The 26871-nt window shown below is 67.7% G+C and carries 20 protein-coding genes; 13 read left to right on the top strand and 7 right to left on the bottom strand.

Translation table 11 applies throughout. The features are described 5' to 3' along the window. Positions 1–40 precede the first annotated feature (40 nt). From PSR88_RS25445 to PSR88_RS25455, 3 genes are all read left to right on the top strand, one after another. Positions 41–1003, top strand: a complete 963-nt coding sequence (locus PSR88_RS25445; protein ID WP_016881042.1) for an aldose 1-epimerase family protein — start codon at positions 41–43, stop codon at positions 1001–1003. Positions 1004–1430: 427 nt separating this feature from the next. Continuing rightward, positions 1431–2726, top strand: coding sequence for a citrate synthase (locus PSR88_RS25450; RefSeq protein ID WP_005263314.1), 1296 nt, complete (start codon positions 1431–1433; stop codon positions 2724–2726). Between the two features lie 47 nt (positions 2727–2773). After that, positions 2774–3136: an FKBP-type peptidyl-prolyl cis-trans isomerase gene (locus PSR88_RS25455; protein ID WP_005244090.1), complete on the top strand. Its 363-nt coding sequence runs from the start codon at positions 2774–2776 to the stop codon at positions 3134–3136. 30 nt (positions 3137–3166) lie between these two features. Here PSR88_RS25455 and PSR88_RS25460 read toward each other — a convergent pair whose 3' ends face one another. Next, complete coding sequence (locus PSR88_RS25460) at positions 3167–4531, bottom strand: sensor histidine kinase (protein ID WP_011597266.1); 1365 nt, start codon at positions 4529–4531, stop codon at positions 3167–3169. Beyond that, complete coding sequence (locus PSR88_RS25465; RefSeq protein WP_016881043.1) at positions 4528–5244, bottom strand: response regulator transcription factor; 717 nt, start codon at positions 5242–5244, stop codon at positions 4528–4530. The genes PSR88_RS25460 and PSR88_RS25465 overlap by 4 nt, the downstream gene beginning before the upstream one ends. Before the next feature lie 82 nt (positions 5245–5326). Between PSR88_RS25465 and PSR88_RS25470 the strand changes: the two genes are divergently transcribed. After that, the gene (locus tag PSR88_RS25470) at positions 5327–6244 is read left to right on the top strand and encodes a mechanosensitive ion channel family protein (RefSeq protein WP_029538381.1); all 918 of its coding nucleotides are present in this window, start codon (positions 5327–5329) and stop codon (positions 6242–6244) included. Positions 6245–6273: 29 nt separating this feature from the next. Then, entirely contained in the window at positions 6274–7614 is a 1341-nt protein-coding gene (locus PSR88_RS25475) for a cryptochrome/photolyase family protein (RefSeq protein ID WP_016881045.1), read from the top strand. 21 nt (positions 7615–7635) lie between these two features. Here PSR88_RS25475 and PSR88_RS25480 read toward each other — a convergent pair whose 3' ends face one another. Next, on the bottom strand, positions 7636–8859 hold the full coding sequence (locus PSR88_RS25480; protein ID WP_016881046.1) for an MFS transporter: 1224 nt from the start codon (positions 8857–8859) through the stop codon (positions 7636–7638). Positions 8860–8955: 96 nt separating this feature from the next. Between PSR88_RS25480 and PSR88_RS25485 the strand changes: the two genes are divergently transcribed. Beyond that, a complete protein-coding gene (locus PSR88_RS25485; protein WP_011597271.1) occupies positions 8956–9531 on the top strand; it encodes a TetR/AcrR family transcriptional regulator in 576 nt (191 codons plus the stop codon). A 4-nt stretch (positions 9532–9535) separates the two neighbouring features. Here PSR88_RS25485 and PSR88_RS25490 read toward each other — a convergent pair whose 3' ends face one another. Beyond that, entirely contained in the window at positions 9536–11470 is a 1935-nt protein-coding gene (locus PSR88_RS25490; protein WP_016881047.1) for a propionyl-CoA synthetase, read from the bottom strand. A 142-nt stretch (positions 11471–11612) separates the two neighbouring features. Beyond that, on the bottom strand, positions 11613–12650 hold the full coding sequence (locus PSR88_RS25495; RefSeq protein ID WP_009478049.1) for an alpha/beta hydrolase: 1038 nt from the start codon (positions 12648–12650) through the stop codon (positions 11613–11615). A 147-nt stretch (positions 12651–12797) separates the two neighbouring features. Here PSR88_RS25495 and PSR88_RS25500 point away from each other — a divergent pair, with 147 nt between their 5' ends. From PSR88_RS25500 to asnB, 3 genes are all read left to right on the top strand, one after another. Next, positions 12798–13472 carry a GOLPH3/VPS74 family protein gene (locus PSR88_RS25500; protein WP_016881048.1) on the top strand — a complete coding sequence of 225 codons (675 nt, stop codon included), beginning with the start codon at positions 12798–12800 and terminating at the stop codon, positions 13470–13472. 59 nt (positions 13473–13531) lie between these two features. After that, positions 13532–14998, top strand: coding sequence for a DUF222 domain-containing protein (locus PSR88_RS25505; RefSeq protein ID WP_237723899.1), 1467 nt, complete (start codon positions 13532–13534; stop codon positions 14996–14998). 107 nt (positions 14999–15105) lie between these two features. Continuing rightward, positions 15106–16947, top strand: coding sequence for an asparagine synthase (glutamine-hydrolyzing) (gene asnB, locus PSR88_RS25510; protein WP_016881049.1), 1842 nt, complete (start codon positions 15106–15108; stop codon positions 16945–16947). Here the strand turns inward: asnB and PSR88_RS25515 are convergent. Then, positions 16934–18439, bottom strand: a complete 1506-nt coding sequence (locus PSR88_RS25515) for an acetyl-coenzyme A carboxylase carboxyl transferase subunits beta/alpha (protein ID WP_016881050.1) — start codon at positions 18437–18439, stop codon at positions 16934–16936. The genes asnB and PSR88_RS25515 overlap by 14 nt on opposite strands. 204 nt (positions 18440–18643) lie before the next feature. Between PSR88_RS25515 and PSR88_RS25520 the strand changes: the two genes are divergently transcribed. From PSR88_RS25520 to PSR88_RS25535, 4 genes are read left to right on the top strand one after another with little or no spacing between them, the layout of a single operon-like run. After that, complete coding sequence (locus PSR88_RS25520; RefSeq protein WP_016881051.1) at positions 18644–19471, top strand: FAD binding domain-containing protein; 828 nt, start codon at positions 18644–18646, stop codon at positions 19469–19471. Continuing rightward, positions 19468–22185: a molybdopterin-dependent oxidoreductase gene (locus tag PSR88_RS25525; protein ID WP_016881052.1), complete on the top strand. Its 2718-nt coding sequence runs from the start codon at positions 19468–19470 to the stop codon at positions 22183–22185. Before PSR88_RS25520 ends, PSR88_RS25525 begins: the two co-directional genes overlap by 4 nt. Before the next feature lie 17 nt (positions 22186–22202). After that, positions 22203–23186: an antibiotic biosynthesis monooxygenase gene (locus PSR88_RS25530; protein ID WP_009478055.1), complete on the top strand. Its 984-nt coding sequence runs from the start codon at positions 22203–22205 to the stop codon at positions 23184–23186. A 21-nt stretch (positions 23187–23207) separates the two neighbouring features. Next, complete coding sequence (locus tag PSR88_RS25535) at positions 23208–23675, top strand: SRPBCC family protein (protein ID WP_007298200.1); 468 nt, start codon at positions 23208–23210, stop codon at positions 23673–23675. A gap of 10 nt (positions 23676–23685) precedes the next feature. Here PSR88_RS25535 and PSR88_RS25540 read toward each other — a convergent pair whose 3' ends face one another. Next, the gene (locus PSR88_RS25540) at positions 23686–26862 is read right to left on the bottom strand and encodes a multicopper oxidase family protein (RefSeq protein ID WP_016881053.1); all 3177 of its coding nucleotides are present in this window, start codon (positions 26860–26862) and stop codon (positions 23686–23688) included. Positions 26863–26871 lie beyond the last annotated feature (9 nt).

Here is a 26871-nt window from a genome sequence, read left to right on the forward strand (position 1 = left end):
CATCACATATCTCGCGCCCATCTCGGGCACACTGAAGTGCATGGGTGAACCGCAGTCTTCGAAGACGGACAGGCCTGCCACGGCCGGATTCGAGATCCGGGGAGGCGTCTACCGGGCCGGTATCGCGGCCACCGGCGCCGGACTCCGGCTACTCGAATGGGACGGTCCGGACGGGCCGACGGCGCTCACCGAGACGTGGGACATCGGAACCCGGCCACCGTTGTCGGCCGGTCTGATCCTCGCGCCGTGGCCGAACCGGATCCGCGACGGCCAGTTCGTCTTCGACGGCATCGACCATCAGCTCGAGATCACGGAACCGACATTCGGCAATGCCAGTCACGGATTCGTCCGCCGCCGGGACTGGCGTGTCATGAATCACGCCGACGACCGCATCGAGTTGTCTATCGACGTCGGCCTCCACAAGGGGTGGCCGTACCCGCTGCGGCTCACCGTTGCCTACGTCGTTGGCGACGACGGCCTCACCGTGACGCACACAGCCACCAACACGGGAGCCATCCCGGCACCGTTCGGGATGGGCTTCCACTCCTACGTCCGCGCCGGCGACTTCCCGCTCGACGAGTGCACGCTGCGACTGTCCGCCGGCACCCGGCTGCCGCTCGACGAGCGCATGCTGCCGAGTGGGGGTTCGCAGCCCGTGGCAGGCACCGAATACGACTTCACCAGCCCGCGCACCTTGGCGGGCGTCGCGCTCGACACCCCGTTCAGTGCACTGGACGTCGACGCGGACGGCAGGTCGCGGCACGAATTGCGTGCGCCGGACGGCACCGGAACGATCCTGTGGGCGGCTCGTGAGTTCGGCTGGCTGCAGGCGTTCGTCGCGGATCCCGACGCCGGGAAGTCGTACCCGGGCCGCGGGCGGGCGCTGGCGCTCGAACCGATGACGTGCCCGCCGGACGCGTTCAACTCCGGGATCGATCAGTTGGTGCTCGCTCCGGGGCAGCAGTGGACGGGTGCGTGGGGCATGTCCGCGTTGGGGTCGTAGCGGTTCAACTTTCGAGCATCGAGTGCCCACTTGGTGAGACGGTGTAACACCGGTCGCGGTCCGGCCGATACGTCGGGCGGGGGTTCTTCTGTCGCGGCTGCGGCGCTTTGTGTCACCCTCTGTTCTTCCCTCACCGCTTCGGGCACCGCGGTGTGCGTTCTCCACCGACTTCGGCATCTGTGCAGGTAACGCGGCCAGTCCAGTCTCAGGTAACTGGCCCTCACCGATTCCGCTCCCGCGCCGTGCGGGCAAATCGGACACTCGCCGATCCCGTTCGGCGACCCTTCCCGGTGGTCGCCGCGCATCCGCGGCGGACCCGGATCGCGGGCTCTGAGCGGACCCGCCTTCGGCACGCAGGCCAGAGTGGGACTAGTTTCTACCTGAATGAAGTTGTTACTCATTGGTTTGAGCTTGAGAGGGATGCTTCGTGCCTGACAATGACACAAAGCCCACGCTTACCTACCCTGGTGGTGAGCACACGATGTCCATTGCCAGGGCAACCGAGGGCAATGACGGTATCGAACTGGGCAAGCTGCTCGCCAGCACCGGGTACACCACCCTGGACCCGGGTTTCGTCAATACCGCCTCCACCAGCTCCGCGATCACCTACATCGACGGTGAGCACGGGATTCTCCGCTACCGCGGGTACCCGATCGAACAGCTGGCCGAGAAGTCGACCTTCATCGAGGTCAGCTATCTGCTGATCTACGGTGAGCTGCCCACCACGGCGCAGCTCGAGTCGTTCACCGACCGGATCCGGCGCCACACGCTGCTGCACGAGGACCTCAAGAGGTTCTTCGACGGATTCCCGCGGAACGCACACCCGATGCCGGTCCTGTCCAGCGCCGTCAACGCGCTGTCCGCGTACTACCAGGATTCCCTGGACCCGGCCGACCCGGAACAGGTCGAGCTGTCGACCATCCGTCTTCTCGCGAAGCTGCCGACCATCGCGGCCTACGCGTACAAGAAGTCCGTCGGGCAGCCGTTCCTGTACCCGGACAACTCCCTGAACCTGGTCGAGAACTTCCTCCGGATGACGTTCGGCTTCCCCGCGGAGCCCTACGAGATCGATCCCGAGATCGCCAAGGCTCTCGACATGCTTCTGATCCTGCACGCCGACCACGAGCAGAACTGCTCGACGTCGACGGTGCGGCTGGTCGGCTCGTCCGACGCCAACCTGTTCACCTCGATCTCCGGTGGCATCAACGCACTCTGGGGCCCGCTGCACGGCGGCGCCAACCAGGCCGTGCTGGAGATGCTCGACGAGATCAAGGCCAGCGGCAGCAACGCGGACGACTTCGTCCGCAAGGTCAAGAACAAGGAAGACGGTGTGAAGCTCATGGGCTTCGGACACCGTGTCTACCGCAACTACGACCCGCGCGCGGCGATCGTCAAGAAGACGGCTCACACCATCCTCGAGAAGCTCGGCGGCGACGACGAGCTGCTCGACATCGCGATGGCGCTCGAAGAGGCGGCGCTCACCGACGACTACTTCGTCGAGCGCAAGCTGTACCCGAACGTCGACTTCTACACGGGTCTGATCTACCGCGCGATGGGTTTCCCCACGCGCATGTTCACCGTTCTGTTCGCCATGGGCCGCTTGCCCGGGTGGATTGCACACTGGCGCGAGATGCACGAAGATCCCGCTACGAAGATCGGCCGTCCGCGCCAGATCTACACCGGTTACACCGAGCGTGACTACAAGGACGTCACAGGTCGCTGATCGCGAATACCTGTGCCGAACCATAGAGCCCTCACCGAGGAGGACATATGACCAAGCCCGAGATCGAATTCCAAGACGGACCCGCCCCGACCGACCTGGTCATCAAGGACGTGGTGGTCGGAGACGGCGCCGAGGCCGTTCCCGGGGGCACCGTCGAGGTGCACTACGTCGGCGTCGAGTTCGAGTCCGGCGAGGAGTTCGACTCCTCCTGGAGCCGCGGCGAGTCCATCCAGTTCCCGCTGCGCGGCCTCATCAAGGGCTGGCAGGACGGCATCCCCGGCATGAAGGTGGGCGGACGTCGTCAGCTCACGATCCCGCCGGAGCTGGCCTACGGTCCCGCCGGCGCCGGACATCAGCTGTCCGGCAAGACGCTGGTCTTCATGATCGACCTGCTGGACGTGAAGGAATAGTCTCCCCAGCACCGAAAGCCCCGCATCACCTCACGGTGACGCGGGGCTTTCCGCTTTCCGTGCTTCCGCTTTCGGGGGCTGGTGTGGGGTGTCGGTGTGGAGTTCGACGACGAGCCGGGCGCCACCGAGCGGGCTGACTTCGAAACGTGCGCTGCCGTTGTGCAGTGCCGCCTGCTGCGCGACGAGCGCGAGGCCGAGACCCGACCCGCTCTTCGTCGCGTTGGAACCGCGGTGGAACCGTTCGAACACCACGGCCCGTTCGGTCTCGGGCACCCCCGATCCGTTGTCGTCGACGACGACGGTGGTGATGCCGTCGGCCGCTCTCAGCGTGATCGTCACCGCGGTGGCGCCGCCGTGCCGGACCGCGTTCTTGATGGCGTTGTCCAGGGTGAGGCGCAGCCCACCGGGCATGCCGCGAACCGTCACCGGGGTCGCGTCGACGGTCACCTGCAGTCCCGGATTGTGACGCATCGCCTCCTCGGCGGCGAGGTCGCTGATGTCGACGAGGTCGCAGTCCACGAAGTCCTTGTCGGTGGACAGTTCGCCGCGGGCGAGGCGTTCGAGATCGGACAGCGTCGATTCCACCCGGCCTTGTGAGCGGGCGAGGTCGCGGAGGATCTCGTGCTGCTGTTCCGGCGTCAGGTCGAGAGTGGTGAGGACCTCGAGGTCGGTGCGCATCGCGGTGAGCGGGGTCCGGAGTTCGTGTGCCGAGACGGCCGCGAAGTCGCGTGCGGTGGCGAGCGCGGCGGTGGTCGCGTCCTGTGCCTCCGCGACGTCGCGCAGCATCGACTCCGCGGCGGAGGCCAGTTCGTCCGCCTCCCGTACACCGGAGGTCGTGGGCGTCAGCTTCGGTTCGCGGCGCACGATGCGGCCGGTCAAGTCGACCAGCGGTCGCACGGCCCGACCGCCGAACAACCAGCCGAGACCGCTGGCCGCGGCGATGGCGAGCACTCCGACGAGCGCCACCTGCCGTTGCTGCTCCGACGTCACGTCCTGGGCTTCGGCGTACGGCACGGCCAGGGAGATCCGGGTGCCGAGGAGCGGCACGGTCGCGGTGTACGCCCGGTACTTCGTGTCACCGACCTCGACGGTCTGCTGGCCCGGGTCGAGTTCGGGCAGCTGGGTGGGGGTGCTCACGAGCACGGTGTCGCCGTCGGCCGAACGGATCGTGATGGCGAACGCACCCTTGTCGCCCAGTGCCCCGAGGAACAGTCCCGCGGTGGCCGCGTTGGGAACCAGGACGTCCGACGCCGTCTCCAGCCGCCGGTCGAGTTGCGACAGGTTGTTCCGGTTGATCGCCAGCGACACCAGGATGCCGAGCGCCACGACGATGATCGTCGCCCCCAGCGCGGTCGCGGCGGCCACGCGGGTCCGGAGGGAGAACGACCGTTTCACGACGGTTCCCGGAGCACGAACCCGACTCCGCGGACCGTGTGCAGGATGCGCGGTTGACCACCGACTTCGAACTTGCGACGCAGGTAGCCGACGAACACGTCCACGACGTTGGTGTCGGCGACGAAGTCGTACCCCCACACCAGTTCGAGGAGCCGTTCACGGCTCAGGACGATGCCGACGTTGCGGGCGAGCACCTCGAGGAGTTCGAATTCCCGTTTGGTCAGCGTGACCTCCTCGCCCGCCATGAAGACCCTGCGTGCGGATGTCCGGATCTCCAGGGCGCCGACGCGGATCGGTGGGGTCGCGGGCGAACCGGCCGGCGCGGCTGCCGTCGTTCCGTGCCGCCGCAGCATCGCCCGGATCCGAGCGATCAGTTCGGCGAGGACGAACGGCTTGACCAGGTAGTCGTCGGCGCCCGATTCGAGGCCGGAGATGCGGTCGTCGACGGTGTCGCGGGCGCTGAGCACGCAGATCGGGATGTCGTTGTTCATCGCGCGCAGGGCGGTCACCACACCGGTGCCGTCGATGACCGGCATGTTCATGTCGAGCACCATCGCGTCCGGACGTCGTTCGCTGACCACCCGGAGCGCGTCGGCGCCGTCGACGGCCGTGAGGACGGTGAATCCGGACAGGCGCAGGCCGCGTTCGAGGGACGTCCGCACGTCCTCGTCGTCGTCGACCACGAGGACACTGGCTGAGTCGGTGACGGTCACTCCTGCATTGTGCCGTGAGCGCGACCACTGAGCGTGCGGATGGCAGTTGTGGGAGCGTGTCTCGTCCGTACACTCGTTGGAGATGTTTTCTTCGCTGCAGGCATTCGAACTGACCGAAACCAACCGTGACTGGCTGATTCACCGCCCGGCCGAGATCGCGACCTACGTCGTCCTGGCGCTCGTGCTGCGTTTCGCGTTGCACCGGATGATCGACCGGATGACGCGGCCCCGGGAGCCTTCCGACAAACCGGCCATGCTCCGTCCCCTGCGGGAACGCGCCCCGCGCGGCGTCAAGGAGGCAATGGTCTACGAGCGCCGCGCGCAACGCGCCCGGACGATCGGGTCCGTCCTCAAATCGACCGTGTCGATCGTGGTGCTCATCTGGGTGGTGCTCCAGGTCCTCGCCGTCCTCGGCGTCAACGTGGCGCCGTTCATCGCGTCCGCCGGAGTGATCGGTGTCGCACTCGGATTCGGTGCGCAGAACCTCGTCCGGGACTTCCTGTCGGGCATCTTCATGCTGCTCGAGGACCAGTACGGGGTCGGGGACGTCGTGGACCTCGGCGAGGCCGTGGGCACGGTCGAGACGGTGGGTCTGCGGGTCACCACGATCCGCGACGTCAACGGCACCCTCTGGTACTGCCGCAACGGTGAGATCGTCCGCGTCGGCAACATGAGCCAGGGTTACGCGGTCGCGGTGGTCGATCTGCCGATCGCGCACGCCGCCAACGTGCAGCGGGCGTGCGAGGTGGCACTGGAGGCCGTCACCGAGGCGGCGAAGGGCGACGCGATCGCGGCCGACGTACTCGAGCCCCCGGAACTGCTGGGCGTCAACTCGGTGACCGCGGAATCGGTCACACTGCGGATCACCGCGCGGACCAAGCCCGGCAGGCAGTGGGCGGTGCAGCGGACGTTTGCCCGCGCGGCGCTGTCGGCGTTCGAGCACTACGACATCGACGCGCCGTACCTGTCGGTGCTGTCGTCGGCTCGCTCCACCAACTGATCGGCCCGCGCTTCGTTACCGTGGCAGGTATGGACACCGCACTCGTCTGGTTCCGGCGCGACCTCCGGCTCGGTGATCTGCCGACGCTTCACACGGTGTCCGAGTCGGGGGCGCGGGCGCTCGGGCTGTTCGTCCTCGACGACCGGCTGCTGACAACATCGGGCGGTGCTCGCCGGGACTTCCTGTTCCGCAGTCTCGCCGCATTGGACGACCAACTCGACGGCCGGTTGCTGGTGGTGAAGGGCGATCCCGTCGACGTGGTTCCGAGGGTCGCGAAGAAGGTATCGGCCGAAGAAGTGCACGTGAGCGCGGACTACGGGCCCTACGGTCGCGAGCGCGATGCCGCCGTCGCGGAGCACGTCGATCTGGTGGCCACCGGTTCGCCGTATGCCGTGGCGCCGGGCCGAATGACGAAGACGGACGGGGAGCCGTACCGCGTGTTCACCCCGTACTTCCGGCAGTGGCTCGAACACGGGTGGCGCGCGCCGATCGACACCGGGTCTGCGACGGTGGAGTGGCTGGACCCGAACGACGTGAAGGCGCGGCGGGTGGCGATCCCCGAACCGGAATCCGACGGGTGCCCCGCGGGTGAGGCGGCGGCGCTGCAGCGGTGGGCGGAGTTCTGCGACGACGACCTCGCCGGCTACGAGGATGCGCGGGATCGTCCCGGTCTCGACGCGACGAGCCGGATGTCCGTCTACCTGAAGTACGGCAACATTCATCCGCGGACGATGCTCCGCGATCTCGCGCGCCGCCGCAGCACGAGCGCCGAACAGTACCGGCGGCAGCTCGCGTGGCGGGACTTCTACGCCGACATCCTCTTCCAGCGCCCCGACAGCGCCCGCGGGAACTATGACCGTCGCTTCGACCACATCCGCTACGACAGCGGTTCCGACGCCGAGGAGGCGTACACGGCGTGGTGCGAGGGCCGCACGGGGTTCCCGATCGTCGACGCCGGGATGCGTCAGCTGAAAGCCGAAGCCTGGATGCACAATCGGGTGCGGATGATCGTCGCGTCGTTCTTCGTCAAGGATCTGCACCTGCCGTGGTGGCGGGGTGCCCGCTACTTCATGAACCAGCTCGTCGACGGGGATCTCGCGAACAATCAGCACGGCTGGCAGTGGACCGCGGGATCGGGGACGGACGCGTCGCCGTACTTCCGGGTGTTCAACCCGACGACGCAGGGGGAGAAGTTCGACCCCGACGGCGAGTACGTGCGGCGGTGGGTGCCCGAACTGCGCGGCATCCCCGGCAAGGCCGTCCACGCTCTGAAAGACGGTCGCCCCGAGGACTATCCGCCACCGATCGTCGACCACGCCCACGAACGGCAGGAGGCCCTTGCCCGCTACGGCGAGATCAAGGCCCTGTGAGTACTTGTTAACCGCGGGCGGTTAATAAGTACTCACGGGCGCTTTGCGCATGAGAAGCCCGAGGAAGGCTGCCGCGGCGAGGACGATGACGAGTCCGCCGTAGATGCGGGTGGTGTCGACGAGCCCGACCTTCCCGACGAGGTATCCGGCGATCAGTGCCGGAACGCTGTTGGCGAGGTAGGCGATCACGTAGATGCTCGACAGCAGTCCCGCGCGCTCGTGCGGTTCGGCGAGCGGCATGACGGTGCGGATGGTGCCCTGGAAGCCGGCGCCGAACCCGACGCCCGCCACCGCGGTTCCCGCGAGAATCCACAGCGCCGAGGACGTTTCGGCGCCGACCAGGGTGATGGCGACCCCGGCGACGAGGGCGGACGCTCCGACGTACAGGATGGGGCGTGCCGCCACGTTGCGCAGCAGGAACACCGCGGATGCACCGGTCCCGGTGAGTGTCGCGACCATGACGGCGCCGATCAGCGACGTGTGGACGTCGAGCGCGTTGCGGGCGAGCGACGGTCCGAGTGACAGGTAGAAGCCGCCCAGCGCCCACACGGCTACCAGGCAGGGTCCGGTGAGGACGAGCATGCCCTGTGCGGTGGGCGGGACCGCGAGTGTCGGACGCATCGAGGCCAGAGCCCCCTTCTGCCGGACCGCCGTCTCGGGTGCCGCCCAGATGCCGAGGATTTCGAGGAGGAACAGCGCGAAGAACACCAGGAACACGGTGCTGGTGGGCCGGGGAAGGTGCTCGCTGATCAGGCTCGATCCGATGGCGCCCAGTGCGAGGCCGACGGTGGGCGCGATGCTGTTGACGATGGCGCCGCGTCCGGGCGTGCGTTCGAGGTCGAGGAGTGTGGAACCGAGTGCGCTGATCGCGGCGCCGGTGGCGAAACCCTGCACGACGCGGGCGAACAGCAGGAGGCCGATGCCTTCGGCTGTCGCGAACATGATCATCGAGGCGGCTTCGACCACGAGTGCCGTGATCAGCACGGGCCGGCGGCCGACGTAGTCCGAGAGCGACCCGACGGTGAGCAGCGCCAGCAGCAGGCTCACGGCGTAGATGCCGAAGACCAGCGTCGACTGCAGCGACGAGAAACCCCAGTTCGACTGGTACACCTCGTACAGCGGTGTGGGTGCGGCAGACGCGCCGAGCAGGGTGGCGATCACGACCGCGACGAGCGTGAAGGCGGCTCCGCGGCGCAGTGCGGGTCGAGACGTCGGTGGTGCTTCGGGCGCGGCAAGCGTCGTCATGGCGTACTCCCGGAAACATTAATGCAAAAGGTTTGCGTTAATGGACGCTACGCCGCCACCATTCTTAATGCAACGTCTTTGCGTTAGCATGGGGGCATGAGTCCGGCTCCAGGTCCACGCCCCGGTGGTCGCAGCGCCCGCATCCAGCAGGCGGTGCACGCGTCCACGCGCAAACTTCTCGACGAGCGCGACCGAGCGGACATCACCGTCCCGATGATCGCCGCCGACGCCGGGGTCACCCCGTCGACCATCTACCGGCGCTGGGGGGACATCACCGAATTGTTCGCGGACGTCGCGCTCGAGCGTCTGCATCCCGACGCGCCCCCGCGTGAAACCGGCAGTGTGCGAGGCGACCTCGTCGCCTGGGCGCAGGACTACCTCGAGGAGATGTCCTCGCCGGTGGGGCGGGCGGCACTGCGCGACGTCGTGATGAGCGCCGACACCCTCAGGTCCGAGGACGGCACCAATCAGTTCAAGTGCGCGACGTTCTGCCGCACCCAGATCGAGACGATCCTCGGACGCGGCGAACCCGTGCAGGGTGTGGTCGAGCACGTGATCGACCACGTCGTGGCGCCGATCATCTACCGCATCCTGTTCGACCTCGACCCCCTCGAAGCGGACCGCGTCGAGGAACTGGTGGTTCACGCACTCGACGCGGCCGTCCGGGTCTGAGAGGTCAGCCGCCCAGCTGCTTCTTCAGCGCGTCGAGTACGGCGACGTCCTCGATGGTGGAGGGCACCGTGTACTCCTCGTGGTCGGCGATCTGCCGCATCGTCTTGCGCAGGATCTTGCCCGAGCGGGTCTTGGGCAGTGCCTGCACGACCGTCACGTCGCGGAACGTGGCGACGGCGCCGATCTGCTCGCGCACCATCGCGACCAGTTCGTTGCGGAGCGTGTCCGGGTCGATCTCGACCCCGGCCTTGAGCACCACGTAACCGCTGGGCCGCTGGCCCTTGAGTTCGTCGCGGATCCCGACCACCGCGCACTCGGCCACCGCGGGGTGCCCCGCGACCACCGCCTCCATGCTGCCCGTCGAAAGCCGATGTCCGGCAACGTTGATGACGTCGTCGCTGCGGCCGAGGACGAACACGTACCCGTCCTCGTCGATGTAACCGGAGTCGCCGGTCAGGTAGTAGCCGTCGAACGTGGCGAGATACGACCTCACGTACCGCTCCGGGTCACGCCACAACCCGGCCAGGGTGCCCGGGGGCAGCGGCAGTCCGATCACGATGTTGCCCTCGGCCCCGGCGGGAACCGTGTTCCCTTCGGCGTCGACCACCTGGACCCGGTACCCGGGCACCGGGACGGTGGGGGAGCCGGCCTTCAGCGGCATCGGTTCGAGCCCGCGCAGGTTGGAGCAGATCGCCCAGCCGGTCTCGGTCTGCCACCAGTGGTCGACGACGGGACGGCCGAGGACGCGGGTGGCCCACGCGTACGTGTCGGGGTCGAGGCGCTCGCCTGCCGCGAACAGCGTCTTCAGTGAGGAGATGTCGTACTTCTCGATCTCCTTCGCGTCGGGATCGGCCTTGCGGACGGCGCGGATCGCGGTCGGGGCGGTGAACAGCGCCGACACACCGTGATCGGAGATCACCCGCCAGAACGCGCCCGCATCCGGGGTCCCGACCGGCTTGCCCTCGTAGAGCACGGACGTGGCACCGGCCAGGAGCGGCCCGTAGACGATGTACGAGTGCCCGACCACCCAGCCCACGTCGGACGCGGTCCACCACACGTCGCCCGCGCCGATGTCGTAGATGTTGCGCATCGACCACGTGAGCGCGACGGCATGCCCACCGTTGTCGCGGATCACGCCCTTCGGCTTCCCGGTGGTGCCGGACGTGTAGAGGATGTACAGCGGGTCCGTCGCGGCCACCGGAACCGGCTCCGCGGGTGACGCATCCGCCATCAGCGCGTCCCAGTCGAACCACGCCGCCCCGTCACCCTGGTAGTCGGCGGCCGAACCGGGGACCTGCTCCCGGTCCTTGACGATCACCGTGTGCGGAGGGGTGCCGGACAACTCCAGCGCCTTCGCCACCATCGGCAGGTAGTCGACGGTGCGCCCCGGCTCGAGGCCGCCCGACGCAGTCACCAGGACCACCGGTCCGGCGTCGTCGATGCGGGTGGCGAGTTCCTTCGCGGCGAAACCACCGAACACCACCGAGTGCACGGCGCCGATGCGGGCGCAGGCCAGCATCGCGATCGCCGCTTCGGGGATCATCGGCATGTAGACGATCACCCGGTCACCGGCCACCACGCCCTGGTCCTTCAGGACGCCGGCGAACCGGGACACCTCGTCCAGAAGTTCTGCGTAGGTGTAGGTGCGGGACGCAGCGGGGGCCATCGCCGAGTCGTAGATCAACGCAGCCCGATCCCCCTTGCCGTCCCGGACGTGCCGGTCGAGGGCGTTGAAGCAGGTGTTCAGCGACGCGTCCGGAAACCACCGGTACATCGGGGCGGCGGAATCGTCGAGCGCCCGCGTCGGCGGCTTCACCCATTCCACGGCCTCGGCGGCGGCGAGCCAGAAGTCCTCGGGACTGTCGGTGCTCCGGCGGTACACCTCGGCGTAGCTCTGGCCATGGTCGTCGCTCGAAGGCGGAGTTCCCGGGGAGCTCATCGATGCACGTCCTCTCGTCGTCGTGTGACCCGCAACACCCTATGCGACGTCGGGTGTCCGGGACACCGTCCGGACGGGCGGGGCGGACGCCTGCGCTGGGCGGTGGTTTTTCGTCGCCCAGCGGAATCGCGTCGTGAATCGGTCAGAGGCCGAGGGAACCGGCGATCATCGGCCAGGAGTTGTGCAGGTCGTCCTGCCAGTAGCCCCACGAGTGGGTGCCGGTGGGCCGGAAGTCGTACGTGGCCGGGATTCCCAGAGCGTTCAGCCTGTCGGCCAGCCGATGGGTGCACTCGTTGGTTCCGGCCTCGATGATGCCGCCGATGATCACCTGGTTGGCCAGCACGCCGACGTCTCCGTTGATGTCCGGGCCGTTGAGGTTCTCGTGGATGCCGGGCAGCCCGGTGGCGTTGCTGATGTACAGGTCGATGCCGCGCAGCTTCTCGGCATTGACGACGGGGTCGTTGGCCACCCAAGCGGGGTCGTCGGGCGGTCCCCACATGTTCTCGACGTCGCCGCCTCGGAAGCTGACGACGAAGGTGACGTAGTCCCGGCCCGGTTTGGTGCTCGTCTCGGCGCACCCGCTGAACGCGCCGACTGCGCGATACAGCGACGGGGCCGCCTCGGCCAGGCTCAGGACGGATGTGCCCGACATCGACAGACCCGCGATGGCATTTTCACCGTTCGTTCCGAGTGTGGCGTCGACGATCGGCGGAAGTTCCTCGGTGAGGAAGGTGGTCCACTTGTTCACGCCGAGGACGGGATCGGGCTTCTCCCAGTCGGTGTAGTAGCTGTACGCCCCGCCGACGGGAGTGACGACGTTGACGTTCTTGTCGGCGAAGAAGTCGACCACATCGGTCCTCGCCTGCCAGGTTGCCGAATCCTCGCCGCCACCGGCACCGTTGAGCAGGTACAGAGTCGGCCGGGGCACGCTCGTGTCGGCGGGGCGGATCACCTCGAGGAGAATCACTTTCTCCATCGCTGCCGAGTAGACGAACATGTTCAGTTGGCGGTCGTCGATCTCCTCGATGTGGTCGAGGACGGATCCGTCTGCCGACGCCGGCTTGTCGGCGGGAAGGGCCCGCCACTCGTCCGCCGACGCCGCTGCCACCTGACCGAACATGGCCGACGACGCAACGACGGCGACCGCCAGGAGTGCCCGACAGTGTCCGATCGCGCTCATAGCCGCTCCTCGTGCTTTGACTGCGGTGCCCGACAACCGTCCGGTGAATACTCAGAACATTGCCCCTTCACGGTAACCGGCAAACATTCCCCGGGGCGGCTGAACGGACACCGGACTTCGCCGCGACGCCCGCCCTATCGTGGAAGCATGACGCTGCTCGCCGAAGACCTGCTGTTGCTGCTGCTCGACGACACTTCGGGAAAGCCCGTCGTCGACGGGACCCGGATGCCGCGCGTCCTCGCCGGCGCAGTCCTTCTGGAACTTGCCCTCGGCGACGTCGTCACCCCGGCCGAACCCGGCGAGGATGTCAAGAAGGGGCGTCTCGTCGTCCGGGACGGAGTGCGGCCGCAGGATCCGCTGCTCGCCCGGGCCGTCGACCTCATCGGTACGTCCAAGCCGATGAAACCGGAAGCAGCCATCGAGAAGCTCGCCAAGAACCTGCGCGACGAACTCGCGAAGCGCATCGTCGACGCGGGATGGGTCCGCGAGGAGAAGGGCAAGGTGCTGGGCATCTTCCCCACCACCCGGTGGCCGGAGGTCGACGGCAGCCACGAACGCGCGCTGCGGTCCGCACTGGGCGCCGCACTCCTCGACGGGATCACCCCCACTCCGCGCACCGCCGCGCTCGTCTCGCTGCTGTCCGCCGTCGACGCGGCCCCGAAGCTGTTCCCGGACGCCGATCGTCGCGCCGTGAAGAAACGGGCGAAGGAGATCGCCGAAGGCGACTGGGCCGGCAAGACCGTACGCAAATCCGTCGAGGCCGTCAACGCCGCGATCATCGTGGCCGCCACCGTGCCCGCCATCGTCGCGGGGAGTGGGTAGGCGGGCGGGCTCCGATTCGGGTCTTGTGGAGCGCAGGGGATTTCGCTAGCGTAGAACACATGTTCGATACGGGGGTATTCGATCGGGGGGTTCGCGAGACGGTCTGCTGTCTCGTCGACGGGGAATCCGATGTGGGTCTGGTCGAGTTGATGACCGACCTGCATCGCAGTGAGTCGGTGGTGGCCGAACGGAAGCTGGCGGTGATCGCCCAGCTCTTCGTACGCCGCACTGCCGAGGTCGAGTCCGACGGGGCGTGGACGTCGACCGCACACGAAGTGGTCGAGGCCGAGATCGGTGCCGCGCTCACCATGGGGCGAGCGGCGGCGGGTCGGCTGATCGGCCTGGGCATATCGTTACGTACCCGATTGCACACCACACGCGAGGCCATGGCGCGCGGTGATCTCGACATGTACCGGGTGCGCCTGATCGACGACGCGACGGCAAACGTCAGCGATGACCGGATCGGCGAGGTCGAACATCAACTCCTCGAACAGGTTCTGGCCCCACTTCGCTCCGGTGGAACTGGGTTGACCGGCCGCAGGCTGACGAATGCCGCCAACCGCATCATCGCAAGGCTCGACCCGGCAGGGGTGCGGGCCAAGCGGGAGAAGGCGCAGGCGGACAGCTTCGTCGGAGTCAGCGCGGCAGAGGACGGCATGTGCCGAATCCTCGGTCCCATCCCTGCGGCGCAGGGTCGCGCATTCGACGCGAGATTGCGTGAACCGGCAAATACCTTGTGCCCGAAGGATCTTCGAACGTACGAGCTGAGACGGGCCGACGGATTGTCCGCGCTCATCGACGGGGTCGGGTTCGTGCACTGTGAATGCGGGCGAGTCGATTGCGGCAAGAGCTCCCGCATCGCGACGACCGCGCGCAAGCCCCTCGTGCACCTGATCGTGCTCGACTCCACACTTTCGGGCGGCGACGAACCGGCCTACCTCGACGGCTACGGAATCGTCGACGCGGCGCACGCGCGCGAGATCGCAGCCGACGCGGATGTCGAAGCGGTGCGGGCACCGGTTCTGTCGTCCCGACGTACCGTCCCGGCACCGTGCTCGACACCTGGATGCGGGTGCGGGCCGGCGGGTGCGAGTGGTTGCACTGCCTATTGTCGAAATCATCACCGGCTCAAACATTCCGGTCACTGGAGGGTGTCCGCTGGCGGTGGATTCGAGTCGGTCGCGCCCACCGGTCACCGATACCGACCGCGGTCGTCGGGGCTCCTGGGTGCCGGACGGAGCGATGCCGGCGGAAGCGACCACGGTGGCGGAAGCGACCGCGCCGCCGGAAGTGACCATGCCGCGGCCGCGGCCCGCCGCCGCACCCGTGCGGAGAACACCGCTGCCCGGATTCGGGCGGAGCGCCGCCGACGGCCGGCGCACCTGGATGCGGTGCGGCACCGGTCGCCCGGTGCACGCGCATCCGAGGCCTACGCGACCGACGAACCCGCGCCGTTCCGACCGGCGGTGTTTCCGGGCCCACCTCCTGCGCGCCGAAAAGGGTTACCGTGGAATACAGGTGGTTAGCAAGAGTAAAGAACAGTCAATGTGATTGCTACGGTTCCGACTCGGTTCGCCACCTCGCAACTGACCACGCGCTGAAGGAAGAGCGCCAGCGACAGCCGGAGGAACACATGTGCGGAATCGCCGGATGGATCTCGTTCGAACGCGATCTACGCGTCGAACAGTCCACCGTGGATGCCATGGCCGAGACGATGAACTGCCGGGGACCGGACGATCGCGGTACCTGGGTCGTCGAACACGCCGCGCTCGGGCATCGAAGGCTCGCGATCATCGATCTGCCGGGTGGGCATCAGCCGATGAGCGTGGACACCCCCGGTGGGACCGTTGCGATGGTCTACTCCGGTGAGGTGTACAACTTCGGTGAACTGCGCGAGGAGTTGTACCGGCGCGGTCACCGGTTCGCCACCTACTCCGACACCGAGGTGGTGCTCCACGGATACCTGGAGTGGGGAGAGGCCGTCGCGGAGCGGCTCAACGGCATGTATGCGTTCGCCATCTGGGATTCGCGGACCGACACACTCGTGATGATCCGCGACCGGATGGGCATCAAGCCGTTCTACTACTACGAGACCCGAGACGGCGTCCTGTTCGGTTCGGAACCCAAGGCGATCCTTGCCAATCCGATCGCCGAGTCGACCGTCACAATGGACGGGATCCGGGAGCTGTTCGCGTTCGTGAAGACACCGGGACACGCCGTGTGGGACGGCATGCGTGAGGTGGAACCGGGCACGGTGGTCACCGTCTCGCGCACCGGACTGCGAACGCACCGGTACTGGACCCTGCAGACCCGCCCGCACACCGACGACCGGGACACCTCCGTCGCGCACGTCCGCGAACTCCTCGACGACATCGTGCGGAGGCAACTGGTCGCCGACGTGCCGCGCTGCACCCTGCTGTCCGGTGGTCTCGACTCGTCCGCGATGACCGGCATCGCCGCCGAGCAGCTCGCCGAGGTGGGTGAGACTGTTCGCACGTTCGCCGTCGACTTCGTCGGTCAGACCGAACATTTCGTAGCCGACGAACTGCGGGGCACCCCGGACACTCCGTACGTGCACGACGTGGCCCGGCGATCCCGGACCGCGCACCAGGACATCGTCCTCGACTCCGACGCACTGGCGGACCCCGCCGTGCGCGCGAAGGTCATCCGGGCACGTGACATCCCCATGGGCCTCGGCGACATGGACGCGTCGCTGTATCTGCTGTTCAAGGCGATCCGTCAGCACTCCACGGTGGCGCTGTCCGGTGAGTCGGCCGACGAGGTGTTCGGCGGATACAAACAGTTCTTCGACCCGAAGGCGCAGCAGGCGAACACCTTCCCGTGGCTCGTGCAGTTCGCCGAGCACTTCGGCGACGAGAGCAACATCTTCACCCCGGAGGTCACGGCGGGGCTGAACATGGACGACTACGTGCAGGACTCGTACGACGCAGCGGTGTCCGGGATCGACCGGCTGGACGGCGAATCCGACTTCGAGTGGCGGATGCGCAAGATCTGCTACCTCCATCTGACGCGGTTCGTCCGGGTCCTGCTCGACCGCAAGGACCGCGCGAGCATGGCCGTCGGACTCGAGGTCCGGGTGCCGTTCTGCGATCACCGGTTGGTGGAGTACGTCTACAACACGCCGTGGTCGCTGAAGACGTTCGACGGCAAGGAGAAATCGTTGCTGCGGGCGGCGACCAGGGACGTGCTGCCGCAGTCGGTGATCGACCGGGTGAAGTCGCCGTACCCGTCCACCCAGGACCCGAAGTATGCGGTGGCGTTGCAGCAGCACGGCAAGGACCTGCTCAGCGACCCCTCGCACCCGGTGTTCGGCCTGGTCAGTGCGGACTGGCTGTCCCGGGCGGTGTCCGTCGACACCCCACAGATCAGTCAGGTGTCGCGGCGCGGACTCGAGCGCACGCTCGACCTCGCGCTGTGGATGGACATGTACAACCCGACGATCAAACTGTCTTAGGTAGGCCGAGGTTCCGGTAGCGGGCGAGCCGGGCCGCGAAGCGTTCGCTTTCGGGAACCCCGGTCAGGGCACGGAGTTCCCGGGAGATGGCCTCGCCGACCCGCTTGGAGAAGTCGACGGCCTCGTCGGCGGCGTCCGGATGCTCGGGGATGATGGCGTCGATGACGCCGTCGCGCAGCAGGTCGAGCGAACGGATGCCCTGGGCGGCCGCCATCTCGGGGGCGTGCGAGGTGTCGCGGTGGACGATCGCGCTGGCGCCTTCGGGAGGAAGCGGGGCCAGCCACCCGTTCTGCGCGGCGAGCACCCGGTCGGCGGGGAGGAAGGCGAGCGCCCCGCCGCCCGTGCCCTGACCGAGCAGAACGGACACGGTCGGCGTCTTCAACGTCACGAGGTCGGAGATGCAGCGGGCGATCTCGGGGGCCAGGCCGCGTTCCTCCGCCTCCTGAGACAGTGCTGCACCGAGGGTGTCGATCACCAGGACCAGAGGGATCTGCAGTTCCTCCGCCAACCGCATGCCGCGGCGTGCCTCGCGGAGGGCGGCGGGCCCCATCGTGTTCAGCGCCGACTGCCCGGCGCGGTCCTGGCCCAGCAACACACACGGTGCGCCCCGGAAACGAGCCAGCGACAGCAGCACCGTCCCCTCGGTTTCGCCCTGACCGGTACCGCTGAGGGGCACCTGCTCGGTGGCCGCGTGCCGTAGCAGGTGCCGGATGCCGGGCCTGTCGGCGCGCCGCGACAGCATCACCGACTGCCACGCGGGCACGTCGGGGATGTCGGCCTCCGGCGCCGGTTCGGTGACGGTGGCGGTCGGCGTCGGCGGATCGATCAGCACCCGCAACGCCCGATGGACGAGCCGGCGCAAGCGGGTGGCGGGGACGACGCCGTCGATGACGCCGTTGCGGTACAGGTTCTCGGACGTCTGCACGCCCTCGGGGAACTTCTCGCCGTACAGGGCCTCGTAGACGCGGGGTCCGAGGAACCCCACGAGCGCACCGGGTTCGGCCACCGTGATGTGCCCGAGGGAACCCCAGGACGCGAACACTCCGCCGGTGGTCGGGTTCCGCAGATACACCAGGTAGGGGAGATGGGCGGCCTTGTGGGTGGCGACGGCCGCCGCGATCTTCACCATCTGCACGAAGGCGACGGTGCCCTCCTGCATGCGCGTGCCCCCCGACGTGGGCGAGGCGAGCAGGGGCAGACCCTCACGGGTGGCGCGTTCGATGGCGGAGACGATCCGCTCGGCGGCGGCCACACCGATAGAACCGGCCAGGAACGCGAACTCGCAGGCGATCACCGCGACCGGGCGCCCGCGAACCGTGCCGACGCCGGTGATCACCGATTCGTCGACGCCCGACTTCTCGGCGGCCTTCTGCAGGTCGGCGCGGTACTTCTCGTTCGGCCGCGCATCGACGGGTGTGGTGTCCCAGGAGACGAAGCTGCCTGCGTCCAGTACCAACTCGAGCACGTCGTGGGCGGAGATCTTGGCGGGCATGGCCCTGAGAGTAGCGGTCGGGCCGGGGCTGCAGATGTCTGCTACGGCGGGTGACGGTCGCCCACGCGGCCGGAACACGGCACACAGCGCCCGGGTGGAACCCGGCAATTAACACCGAGACCGCCGCCACGGTGTCTAAAGTCAGGTGAGTTGACGCAGGCCGGGTACGAGAACGACGACACTTTTCCCGAGTGGAGCAGTCATATGGACCTCAACACCATCACCGATGTCGTTCGGCGTCCAGCCGACCGTCCGGGTGCGGCGTGGCGGGAAGGCGACGCGTGGCTGGCCGGGGGAACGTGGCTGTTCTCCGAGCCGCAGCCCGACCTGCGCCGTCTCGTCGATCTCACGACGCTCGGCTGGGACACCCTGGTGCCGAGCGACGCGGGCCTCGAGATCGGCGCGACGTGCACGGTCCGTGAGCTGTATGCGCTTGCGCCGCCGGACGACTGGAGAGTCGCCTCGCTGTTCGGAACGAGTTGCGAGGCCTTCCTGGCGTCGTTCAAGGTCTGGAACTCGGCGACGGTGGGCGGCAACATCTGTATGTCGCTTCCCGCGGGTCCGATGATCACGCTGACGGTCGCGCTCGAGGCGACGTACACGCTGTGGGCCGCCGACGGGTCCGAGCGCACCGTCGACGCCGCCGACTTCGTGACGGGCAACCGCGAGAACGTGCTCACACCGGGTGAGATCCTGCGCCGCATCGACATTCCGGTCGGTGCCCTCCGTAAGCGTCACACGCATCGCCGCTTCACCCTCACACGCCTCGGCCGTTCGACGGTGTTCATGATCGGCACCCAGGCGCCCGGCGGCGACGACCTGCTGCTCACGATCACGGCGGGCACCACCCGTCCGATCCGGCTGGCCTTCGACGCCGTACCCGACGCCGACTCGCTCCAGCAGACCATCGACGCGATACCCGACGACGTGTGGTTCGACGATCCCAACGGCACCCCCGACCACCGTCGCCACCTGACGAAGCATTTCGCCGAGGAGATCCGGACCGAGTTCACCGCAGGAGACCGGCAATGACGTACATCGTGAACGGCAGGGCGTTCGACGAGGAACCGAATCCAGGGCAGTGTCTGCGCACGTTCGTGCGGTCGCTCGGTCATCACGGCGTGAAGAAAGGTTGCGATGCAGGCGATTGCGGAGCCTGCACGGTGTGGCTCGACGGCGATCCCGTGCACAGTTGCATCACGCCCGCGTTCCGCGCGGAGGGGCGGGAGGTGACCACCATCGAGGGCCTCGGTTCGCCGGACGACCTGCATCCGCTGCAGCGGCAGTTCCGTGACGCCCCCGGGTTCCAGTGCGGATTCTGCACCGCGGGCATGATCATGACGTCGGCGACGTTCACCGACGCCCAGAAGGCAGACCTGCCACGCGCGCTGAAGGGCAATCTCTGCCGCTGCACCGGCTATCGGGCCATCGAGGATGCCGTGAACGGTGTCGCCGCGGTGGAGGTCGCCGAGCCGGGCCGCGCGGTCGGGACCAGCGTCGGGGCACCCGCGGCCACCGATGTGGTGACCGGTCGAGCCGAGTTCACCATGGACACCGAGATCGAGGGCATGCTGCACCTCGAGGTGCTGCATTCTCCGCATGCGCACGCCCGCATCGTGTCGATCGACACGACGGCGGCGCTCGCCGTCCCCGGCGTGCACCGTGTGTACACGTGGGAGGACGTGCCCCGGAAGCGGTTCACGACCGCCATCCACACCGATCATCTCGTCGACCCCGACGACACGTACATCCTCGACGACACGGTCCGCTTCGCCGGTCAGCGGGTGGTCGCGGTGCTGGCCGACACGGTCGGCGCCGCGGAGGAGGGCTGCCGCGAGGTGGTCGTCGAATACGACGTGTTGCCTGCGGTGTTCGACCCGGAGGAGGCGATGGCCGACGGCGCACCGCAGTTGCACGGTTCGGACGACCCGTTCGTCCGCGATCCCGTGCACAACATCCTGCTCGAGCTCCACGGGGAGGTGGGCGACATCGAGGCGGGGTTCGCCGAGGCCGACGTGATCCACGAGGGCACCTACTTCACCCCGCGCGTGCAGCACGCTCATCTCGAGACGCACGGGTCGATCGCCTGGATGGAGGACGGCCGCCTGCACGTGCGCACGAGTTCGCAGTCGCCGTCGATCGCCAAGGTCAAGTTGGCTCACCTGTTCGACCTGCGCCCCGACCAGCTGCGCGTGTTCTGCAAGCGTGTCGGTGGCGCTTTCGGCGGCAAGCAGGAGGTGTTCTCGGAGGATCTCGTCGCGCTCGCGACCCTCGACACGGGCAGGCCGGTCTGCTTCGAGTTCACCCGGGAGGAAGAATTCACGACGGCGTCGCCGCGGCATCCGATGAAGCTGACCATCACGCTCGGCGCCCGGTCGGACGGCACGCTCACCGCGTTCCAGGTGCGCAACGTGTCGAACACGGGGGCGTACGGGAATCACGGGGGTGAGACGTTGTTCGCGGCCGGTGCCGCCATCTCGGCGTACCGGTGTCTCAACAAGAAGTTCGATGCGTATGCCGTCTACACGAACAGCGTGCCCAGCGGAGCGCTGCGGGGCTACGGGATGACCCAGCCCGCTTTCGCGGTGGAGTCCGCGATGCACGAGCTGGCGGTCGCCCTCGATATCGACCCGCTCGAGTTGCGGCGCCGCAACATCGTCCGCCCCGGTGACTCACTCGTGGCGATCGACGACGTCCCCGACGACGTCGGGTTCGGGGAGGACGGACTCGGGCAGTGCATCGACCTCGTCGACGACGCATTGCGGCGGACCGCGAACGGGCAGGTGCTGGGCGTCGACTGGCTCGTCGGCGAGGGCACCGCGAGTTCTCTGCACGAGACCGCGCCCCCGACCGAACACATCTCCGAGGCGTGGGCGACGCTCGGCGACGATTGTGTGTACGAACTCGCCGTCGGCACCGTCGAATTCGGTGAGGGGACGTCGACTGCGCACGTGCAGATCGCGGCCACCCATCTCGGCACCACACCCGCACGGATCCGTCTCGTGCAGTCCGACACCGACCGTACGGGTTTCGACACGGGAGCCTTCGCCAGCGCCGGCCTCTTCGTCGCGGGCAACGCCGTGTCGAACGCCTCCGTCGCCCTGCGCGACCGCATCCTGGCGTTCGCCGCCGTGCACACCGGAGTCGACGTGACCGAGTGCTCGATGGACGACGACGGGGTGCTCTGCGGGGGCACCCGAGTGCCGTTGACCGACCTCGTCGCCGCGGCCCGTCGCCGGGGCATCCGGTTCACCGAGGCGCGCAAGGCGTACGGGTCGCCGCGCAGCGTCGTCTCCAACACCCACGGTTTCCGCATCGCCGTCCACCGGGTCACGGGCGAGATCCGAATCCTCTACAGCGTTCAGGCCGCGGACGTCGGGGTCGTCATCAACCCGGTGCAGGTGCGCGGCCAGATCGAGGGCGGCGTCGCCCAGGGAATCGGCTTCGCGCTGACCGAGAACTTCCACGTCGACGACAACGGCGTGATGATCAACCCCAGCCTGCGCAACTACCGCATCCCCACCTACGCCGACATTCCCCGCACCGAAGTGCTGCTGGTCGAGTCGAATGACTCCGTCGGGCCGATGCGGGCGAAGGGAATGGCGGAGTGCTGCATCAACCCGGTGGCGCCCGCGCTGGCCAACGCCCTGGAAAACGCGACCGGTGTGCGTTTTCGCGAGTTGCCGCTCACCCCCGAGCGGATCTACCACCGAATCGGCGAGAACCGATCGGTTCCGACGACCTGAGCCGTGAGGAGAGGGCGATGGACACCGAGAAGCCCACCGAGAAATCCACCGGCAACGCCGCGACGGTCATCATCGGCCAGAAGGTGCGCGCCGGATCCGAGGAGGCGTTCGAGGCCTGGCAGCAGGACATGAACACCGCCGCGTCCCACTACCCCGGGTTCCTGGGCGCCGAGATCTCCGCGCCCACCGCCGTGCAACCCGACTGGGTCGTGGTCTACCGCTTCGATTCCGTCGCCCACGTGCAGGCCTGGATCAACAGCGCCACCCGGCAGCAGCGGCTGGACGAGGGACAGCAGTACTTCGACGGCCCCGCGACCCAGCAGGTCATCAGCGGGGGCACACGCGAGTCGGATCCGCTCGTGACGGTCGTCGTGACGCACCGTGTCGGTCCGGAGCACGTCGACGATTTCCTCGCGTGGCAGGATCGACTGCGATTGGAAGAGAGCAAGTTCGACGGCTTCCGCGGCAGCGAACTCTTCCGGCCCATCGAGGGAATCCAGGACGAGTGGACCGCGCTGTACCGCTACGACAACGCCGCCGACCTCGACAGGTGGCTCACCTCGGCGAAGCGTCAGGAACTCCTCGCCGAGGGGGAGAAGTTCCACGACTTCGAATTGCGCACCATCGACAACTCCTTCGGGAGCTGGTTCGCGTTCGACGAGAACGGCAACGAGGCGCCGCCGCCGTCCGAAACCAAGACGTCGATCGCGGTGTGGGTCGGTCTCTATCCCACCGTCGTGATTCTCACCCTCGCGTTGTCGCCGCTGAAGATGCCGCTGTGGCTCGGTCTGCTCGTCGGAAACCTGCTGTCCAGCTTCATCATGAGCTTCGTGACGATGCCGTACTACGTGAACCGGGTTCTCGGGCGCTGGCTGCGGCCGCCACCGGACGTCCCGGAAGCGACGACGAACCGTCGAGGGATCGCGATCGTCGCCGGGGTTATGGTGTTCTGGGTCATCGTCTTCTACCTGGTGACCCGCCAGTTCTGGACCCTGCCCTGAGAAGAAAGAAAAGGGTGCCTCATGTCAGCCTCGGAGATCCGTGTGAGCCGAACGATCGATGCGCCCGTCGGCGCGGTCTGGGCGGTCATCACCGACCTGGACAACGCAGAATCGGTGCTGAGCGGTGTGGAGAAGCTCGAGAGGCTGGACTCGACGGAGTACGAAGTCGGCACGCGGTGGCGCGAGACCCGGGTGCTGTTCGGCAAATCGTCGACCGAGGAAATGTGGGTCACGGAGATCGACCCGGAGAAGCGCACCGTGGTGAAGGCGTCGTCTCACGGCGCGGACTACACGACGGTGTTCACCCTGGAGCCTGCCGGTGACGGCACCACCCTGACCTTCCACTTCTCAGCGGAAGCAAGTGGGCTCGGCGCAGTGTCGAGGTTCATGATGAAAGTGTTCGGTTCCTTCGCACTGAAGGCCACCACCAAGGCGATCCGGCGCGATCTCGACGACATCGCCGACGCCGCCGAGAAGCGGGCCGGCTGACCCCCTGCACCTATCTGCCACCGAGTGGCACGGACCCTTGCGCTGAGGGGAGCGCGGGGAGCGTGCCCAACGGCAGCGGCACCAGTGTGGTCGATCGGGGTTCGGCGCGGCCGAGCCCGAACTTGCGCACCTCCGTGCCGCCCGGCCTCGGACCGCTGACGAGCAGGTCGGCGCCGGTGGTGGTGCTGGTGGTGGCCACCTGAACCCCGCTGCCGGCAGGGCCGCCGGCGAACGGTGCGAACGACGCGATCTGAGTGAACACGACGTCGGCGGAGTGGTGGTTCGGGCTCTCGAGATACATCCTCGGCTCACCGTCGAGGCGTGACCCACTCGACCACACGCGAACAGTGCCGTCGCCGCCCAGCATGCCGGTGACGATGCTCTTCGCTCCGCCTTCGGCGCCGGCCACCCACCCCGTCGAGAGTGAGACACCGCCGAGGTAGCTCTCGTCGAAGGCCAGGAACTCCGACGTCGTCCTCGGTCCGTCGGTGTGGCCGGCGTGCTCGTCCGCGGTGCCGTCGGCAGTCGCGGCGGCGGTCGGCTCGAACAGGTCGTAGCGGAACGTCTTCACACGAGGCGCTTCTCCCGGCCCCGGGGCGGTGACGATGCTTGCCCGGCCCGAGGCGGCGTCGACCAGGCCCGTCGCGACCGTGACCCCGGACTGCGACCCGGGGTAGGGGGTGAAACTCGAGAAGACCTCGGGTGTGCCCTTCTCCGTGGGCAGGCTGGACGAGAACACCTTCACCTGCGATTCGGTGCCGGGGCCCGTGCCGGCGATGATGTTGTCGGCCAGCGCGTTTCCGTCGATGTCCGCACCCGCGACGTTCACGCCTCCGCGGAAGCCGTCGGCGAACGGGGCGAACCGGGTCAGCTCGGCGGTGAACGGGCCGGAGCCGACATCGTTGCCGTCGTACGCGGCGACCTCCGGTGCCACGCCCGCACCGGTCCCGGCGACGAGGTCGAGGATCATGTCGCCGTTGACGTCGGCCATCGCCACCGTCGGGGTGCCCTCGAACGACGGGAACGGTGTGACCGCGGCGATCACCTTGTCGCCGTTGCCGTCGTGGACCTGCACGGTCGCGGGGGTGCCCGCAGAACCCGGCACCGCCACCGCGTACGTCGACACCTCGGGAATCACGTTGACGGTGGCCATCAGTCCGTTGTCCTCGTGGTTGAGGCGATGGCAGTGGATCACGAAAGTGCCCGTGTACTCCGTGAATTTCGTGCGCAGCGTCACCGATGCGGGCACGAGCGGGTTCTCGTTCGCGTCGGTGACGGGCGCCGGCACGTTCACGTTGTCCTCACCCCACGGTTGCACCCCGGTCCGGGTGCCCGCGATCGGGTCGACGATCTCCATCACCTGGAAGTCGTTGACGTGGATGTGCATCGGATGTTCGTCGTTGTTGAGGTTCGTGATCAGCCATTCCTCGACCGAATTGAGGCGCGGCTGGATCAGCGGGATGTTCGGGAACGTGTTGTCGTCGAACTCGTAGGTGAAGGCCTTCGGGTCGCTGTTGCTGGCCTTCTCGTTGCCGAATCCGCCCGAGACCGTGAGGGTGCGCTTCACGTCGGGTGTCATCACCGACGTGTCCACGAAAGACGTGTACGCGTCGAGGTTCTGGCCGGGCTCGAACGGCGTGGTCCGCCCTTCACCGCTGTCGGGTGTGACGTGGAGGAGGGTCTGGGTGGGGAAGGTGAAGAAGCCGTCGGCGTAACTGATCACCGACGGGTCGACCGTCACCGTGCCCAGCTCGGCCGGCGGATTGTCGGTGCCGTTGTCGGTGTAGAGCACGCCGGGATTGGTGATGGGTTTCGCCCCTTCCAGCGGTGGCATGTCGAGCACCAGATCGCCGGTGTCCGGCATCGTCACGGCGATCGCGTACCGCGACCCCGGCGGGATGACGAGCCGGGTGCCGTCACCACCGACGGGCAACTGCACCTGGGTGAAGGGGTTTCCGTCCTGGCCGACGACGGAGAACGTCGGGTGGTTGCCCGTCGCGGTCTCGGTGAGTCTGAGCGGCATGTAGGCGAAATCGCTGATGTTCGCCAGCGACCAGATCTCCGTCTGGCCCGGCTTCAGTTTCAGCTCCGGCTGGAACTGCCCGTTGACGGTGTACTGCACGTCGCGTTCGTTGTCCGGCAGCGACGGGTCGGCGGGAATCTTCGTCGAATCACTGCTGAAGCTCTGGAGATTGCCCGGCACGAACTGGTTCTGCCCGCGATGATTCGCCGGCGACAGCGGCCCGGAATACCAGTTGGTGACGTACTGGGAGCCCTCCGTGGTCTCCGAGAAATTCACGGGCGCCAGACTCGGCTGGTACGTTCCGTCGGCGAGCTGGGTCCCCTCCGGCGGCTTCAGTGTGCTCACGAACTGTGGCCAGTTCGGGTCGTTCAGCTGGTGGCCCTTGCCTTTACGGTCGAAGACGAAGTTGTACTGCAGCGCCATGTCTCGGATGGGAACGTCGTTCTGCGTCACCAGCGGAAGGTTGCCGTCGGGCCTGCCGATCTCCAGCAGTCCCGCGAGCCCCGCGTACGTCTGTTGCGCCGTCATCGTGTGACGGTGGCTGTGGTACCAGTACAGCCCGTTCGGCATGTCCTTCGGCACCGCATAGTCGTAGACGTTGCCCATCCCGGCGGGGATGTCGAGCAGCACGTTGTCGGCGTTGCCGTCCGGGCTCACGTGCAGACCGTGGGTGTGCAGGTTCAGCGGCGCCGAGTCGAGGGCCGGGGGGTAAATCGGGACCTCCCCGCCCGCCGGCGTGAACGCGGGGTCGTAGAAGTCCTCGATCGTCAGGTTCCGGAGATCGTTGTCGTAGTGGATGATCAGGCGCTCACCCGGATCGACGCGCAACGTCGGTGCCGGGTAGACGTCGTCGCCCGTCGTCGAGCCGTCCGAACTCGTGCCCTGCAGAACCTCGTATCCGAAGACCAGGAAGCCCGACACCGGTTCCGAGACGGTGTCGAGGTCGACCGTGCCCTGGTGGGCCGACAGCCGAACCTCCAGCACCCCGTTCTCGCTCGACAGCTTCACCGGCTCCTCGTAGGCGACCGGGGTGCCGTCGGGGCCGGCGTTGCCACCGCGCGCAGTGGCCGGCTCGTCGGACGTGCAGGCCGTCAGCATCAACGTCATGGAGGCGACCACGGCGACGGCGATGGCGACGATCGGCTTCCTGCGACGGACGACCATGGGTGTTCC

This window comes from Rhodococcus sp. DK176 (genome assembly GCF_038447315.2).
Classification (GTDB): domain Bacteria; phylum Actinomycetota; class Actinomycetes; order Mycobacteriales; family Mycobacteriaceae; genus Rhodococcus_F; species Rhodococcus_F jostii_A.

What these genes read in the sequence shown, in the direction of transcription:
- PSR88_RS25470 (WP_029538381.1), top strand. Translation starts at nt 5,327, where the DNA reads ATGTTTTCTTCGCTGCAGGCATTCGAACTGACCGAAACCAACCGTGAC.
- PSR88_RS25495 (WP_009478049.1), bottom strand. Translation starts at nt 12,650, where the DNA reads ATGAGCGCGATCGGACACTGTCGGGCACTCCTGGCGGTCGCCGTCGTT.
- PSR88_RS25475 (WP_016881045.1), top strand. Translation starts at nt 6,274, where the DNA reads ATGGACACCGCACTCGTCTGGTTCCGGCGCGACCTCCGGCTCGGTGAT.
- asnB (WP_016881049.1), top strand. Translation starts at nt 15,106, where the DNA reads ATGTGCGGAATCGCCGGATGGATCTCGTTCGAACGCGATCTACGCGTC.
- PSR88_RS25505 (WP_237723899.1), top strand. Translation starts at nt 13,532, where the DNA reads ATGTTCGATACGGGGGTATTCGATCGGGGGGTTCGCGAGACGGTCTGC.
- PSR88_RS25535 (WP_007298200.1), top strand. Translation starts at nt 23,208, where the DNA reads ATGTCAGCCTCGGAGATCCGTGTGAGCCGAACGATCGATGCGCCCGTC.
- PSR88_RS25500 (WP_016881048.1), top strand. Translation starts at nt 12,798, where the DNA reads ATGACGCTGCTCGCCGAAGACCTGCTGTTGCTGCTGCTCGACGACACT.
- PSR88_RS25530 (WP_009478055.1), top strand. Translation starts at nt 22,203, where the DNA reads ATGGACACCGAGAAGCCCACCGAGAAATCCACCGGCAACGCCGCGACG.
- PSR88_RS25455 (WP_005244090.1), top strand. Translation starts at nt 2,774, where the DNA reads ATGACCAAGCCCGAGATCGAATTCCAAGACGGACCCGCCCCGACCGAC.
- PSR88_RS25520 (WP_016881051.1), top strand. Translation starts at nt 18,644, where the DNA reads ATGGACCTCAACACCATCACCGATGTCGTTCGGCGTCCAGCCGACCGT.
- PSR88_RS25540 (WP_016881053.1), bottom strand. Translation starts at nt 26,862, where the DNA reads ATGGTCGTCCGTCGCAGGAAGCCGATCGTCGCCATCGCCGTCGCCGTG.
- PSR88_RS25480 (WP_016881046.1), bottom strand. Translation starts at nt 8,859, where the DNA reads ATGACGACGCTTGCCGCGCCCGAAGCACCACCGACGTCTCGACCCGCA.
- PSR88_RS25525 (WP_016881052.1), top strand. Translation starts at nt 19,468, where the DNA reads ATGACGTACATCGTGAACGGCAGGGCGTTCGACGAGGAACCGAATCCA.
- PSR88_RS25485 (WP_011597271.1), top strand. Translation starts at nt 8,956, where the DNA reads ATGAGTCCGGCTCCAGGTCCACGCCCCGGTGGTCGCAGCGCCCGCATC.
- PSR88_RS25490 (WP_016881047.1), bottom strand. Translation starts at nt 11,470, where the DNA reads ATGAGCTCCCCGGGAACTCCGCCTTCGAGCGACGACCATGGCCAGAGC.
- PSR88_RS25515 (WP_016881050.1), bottom strand. Translation starts at nt 18,439, where the DNA reads ATGCCCGCCAAGATCTCCGCCCACGACGTGCTCGAGTTGGTACTGGAC.
- PSR88_RS25445 (WP_016881042.1), top strand. Translation starts at nt 41, where the DNA reads ATGGGTGAACCGCAGTCTTCGAAGACGGACAGGCCTGCCACGGCCGGA.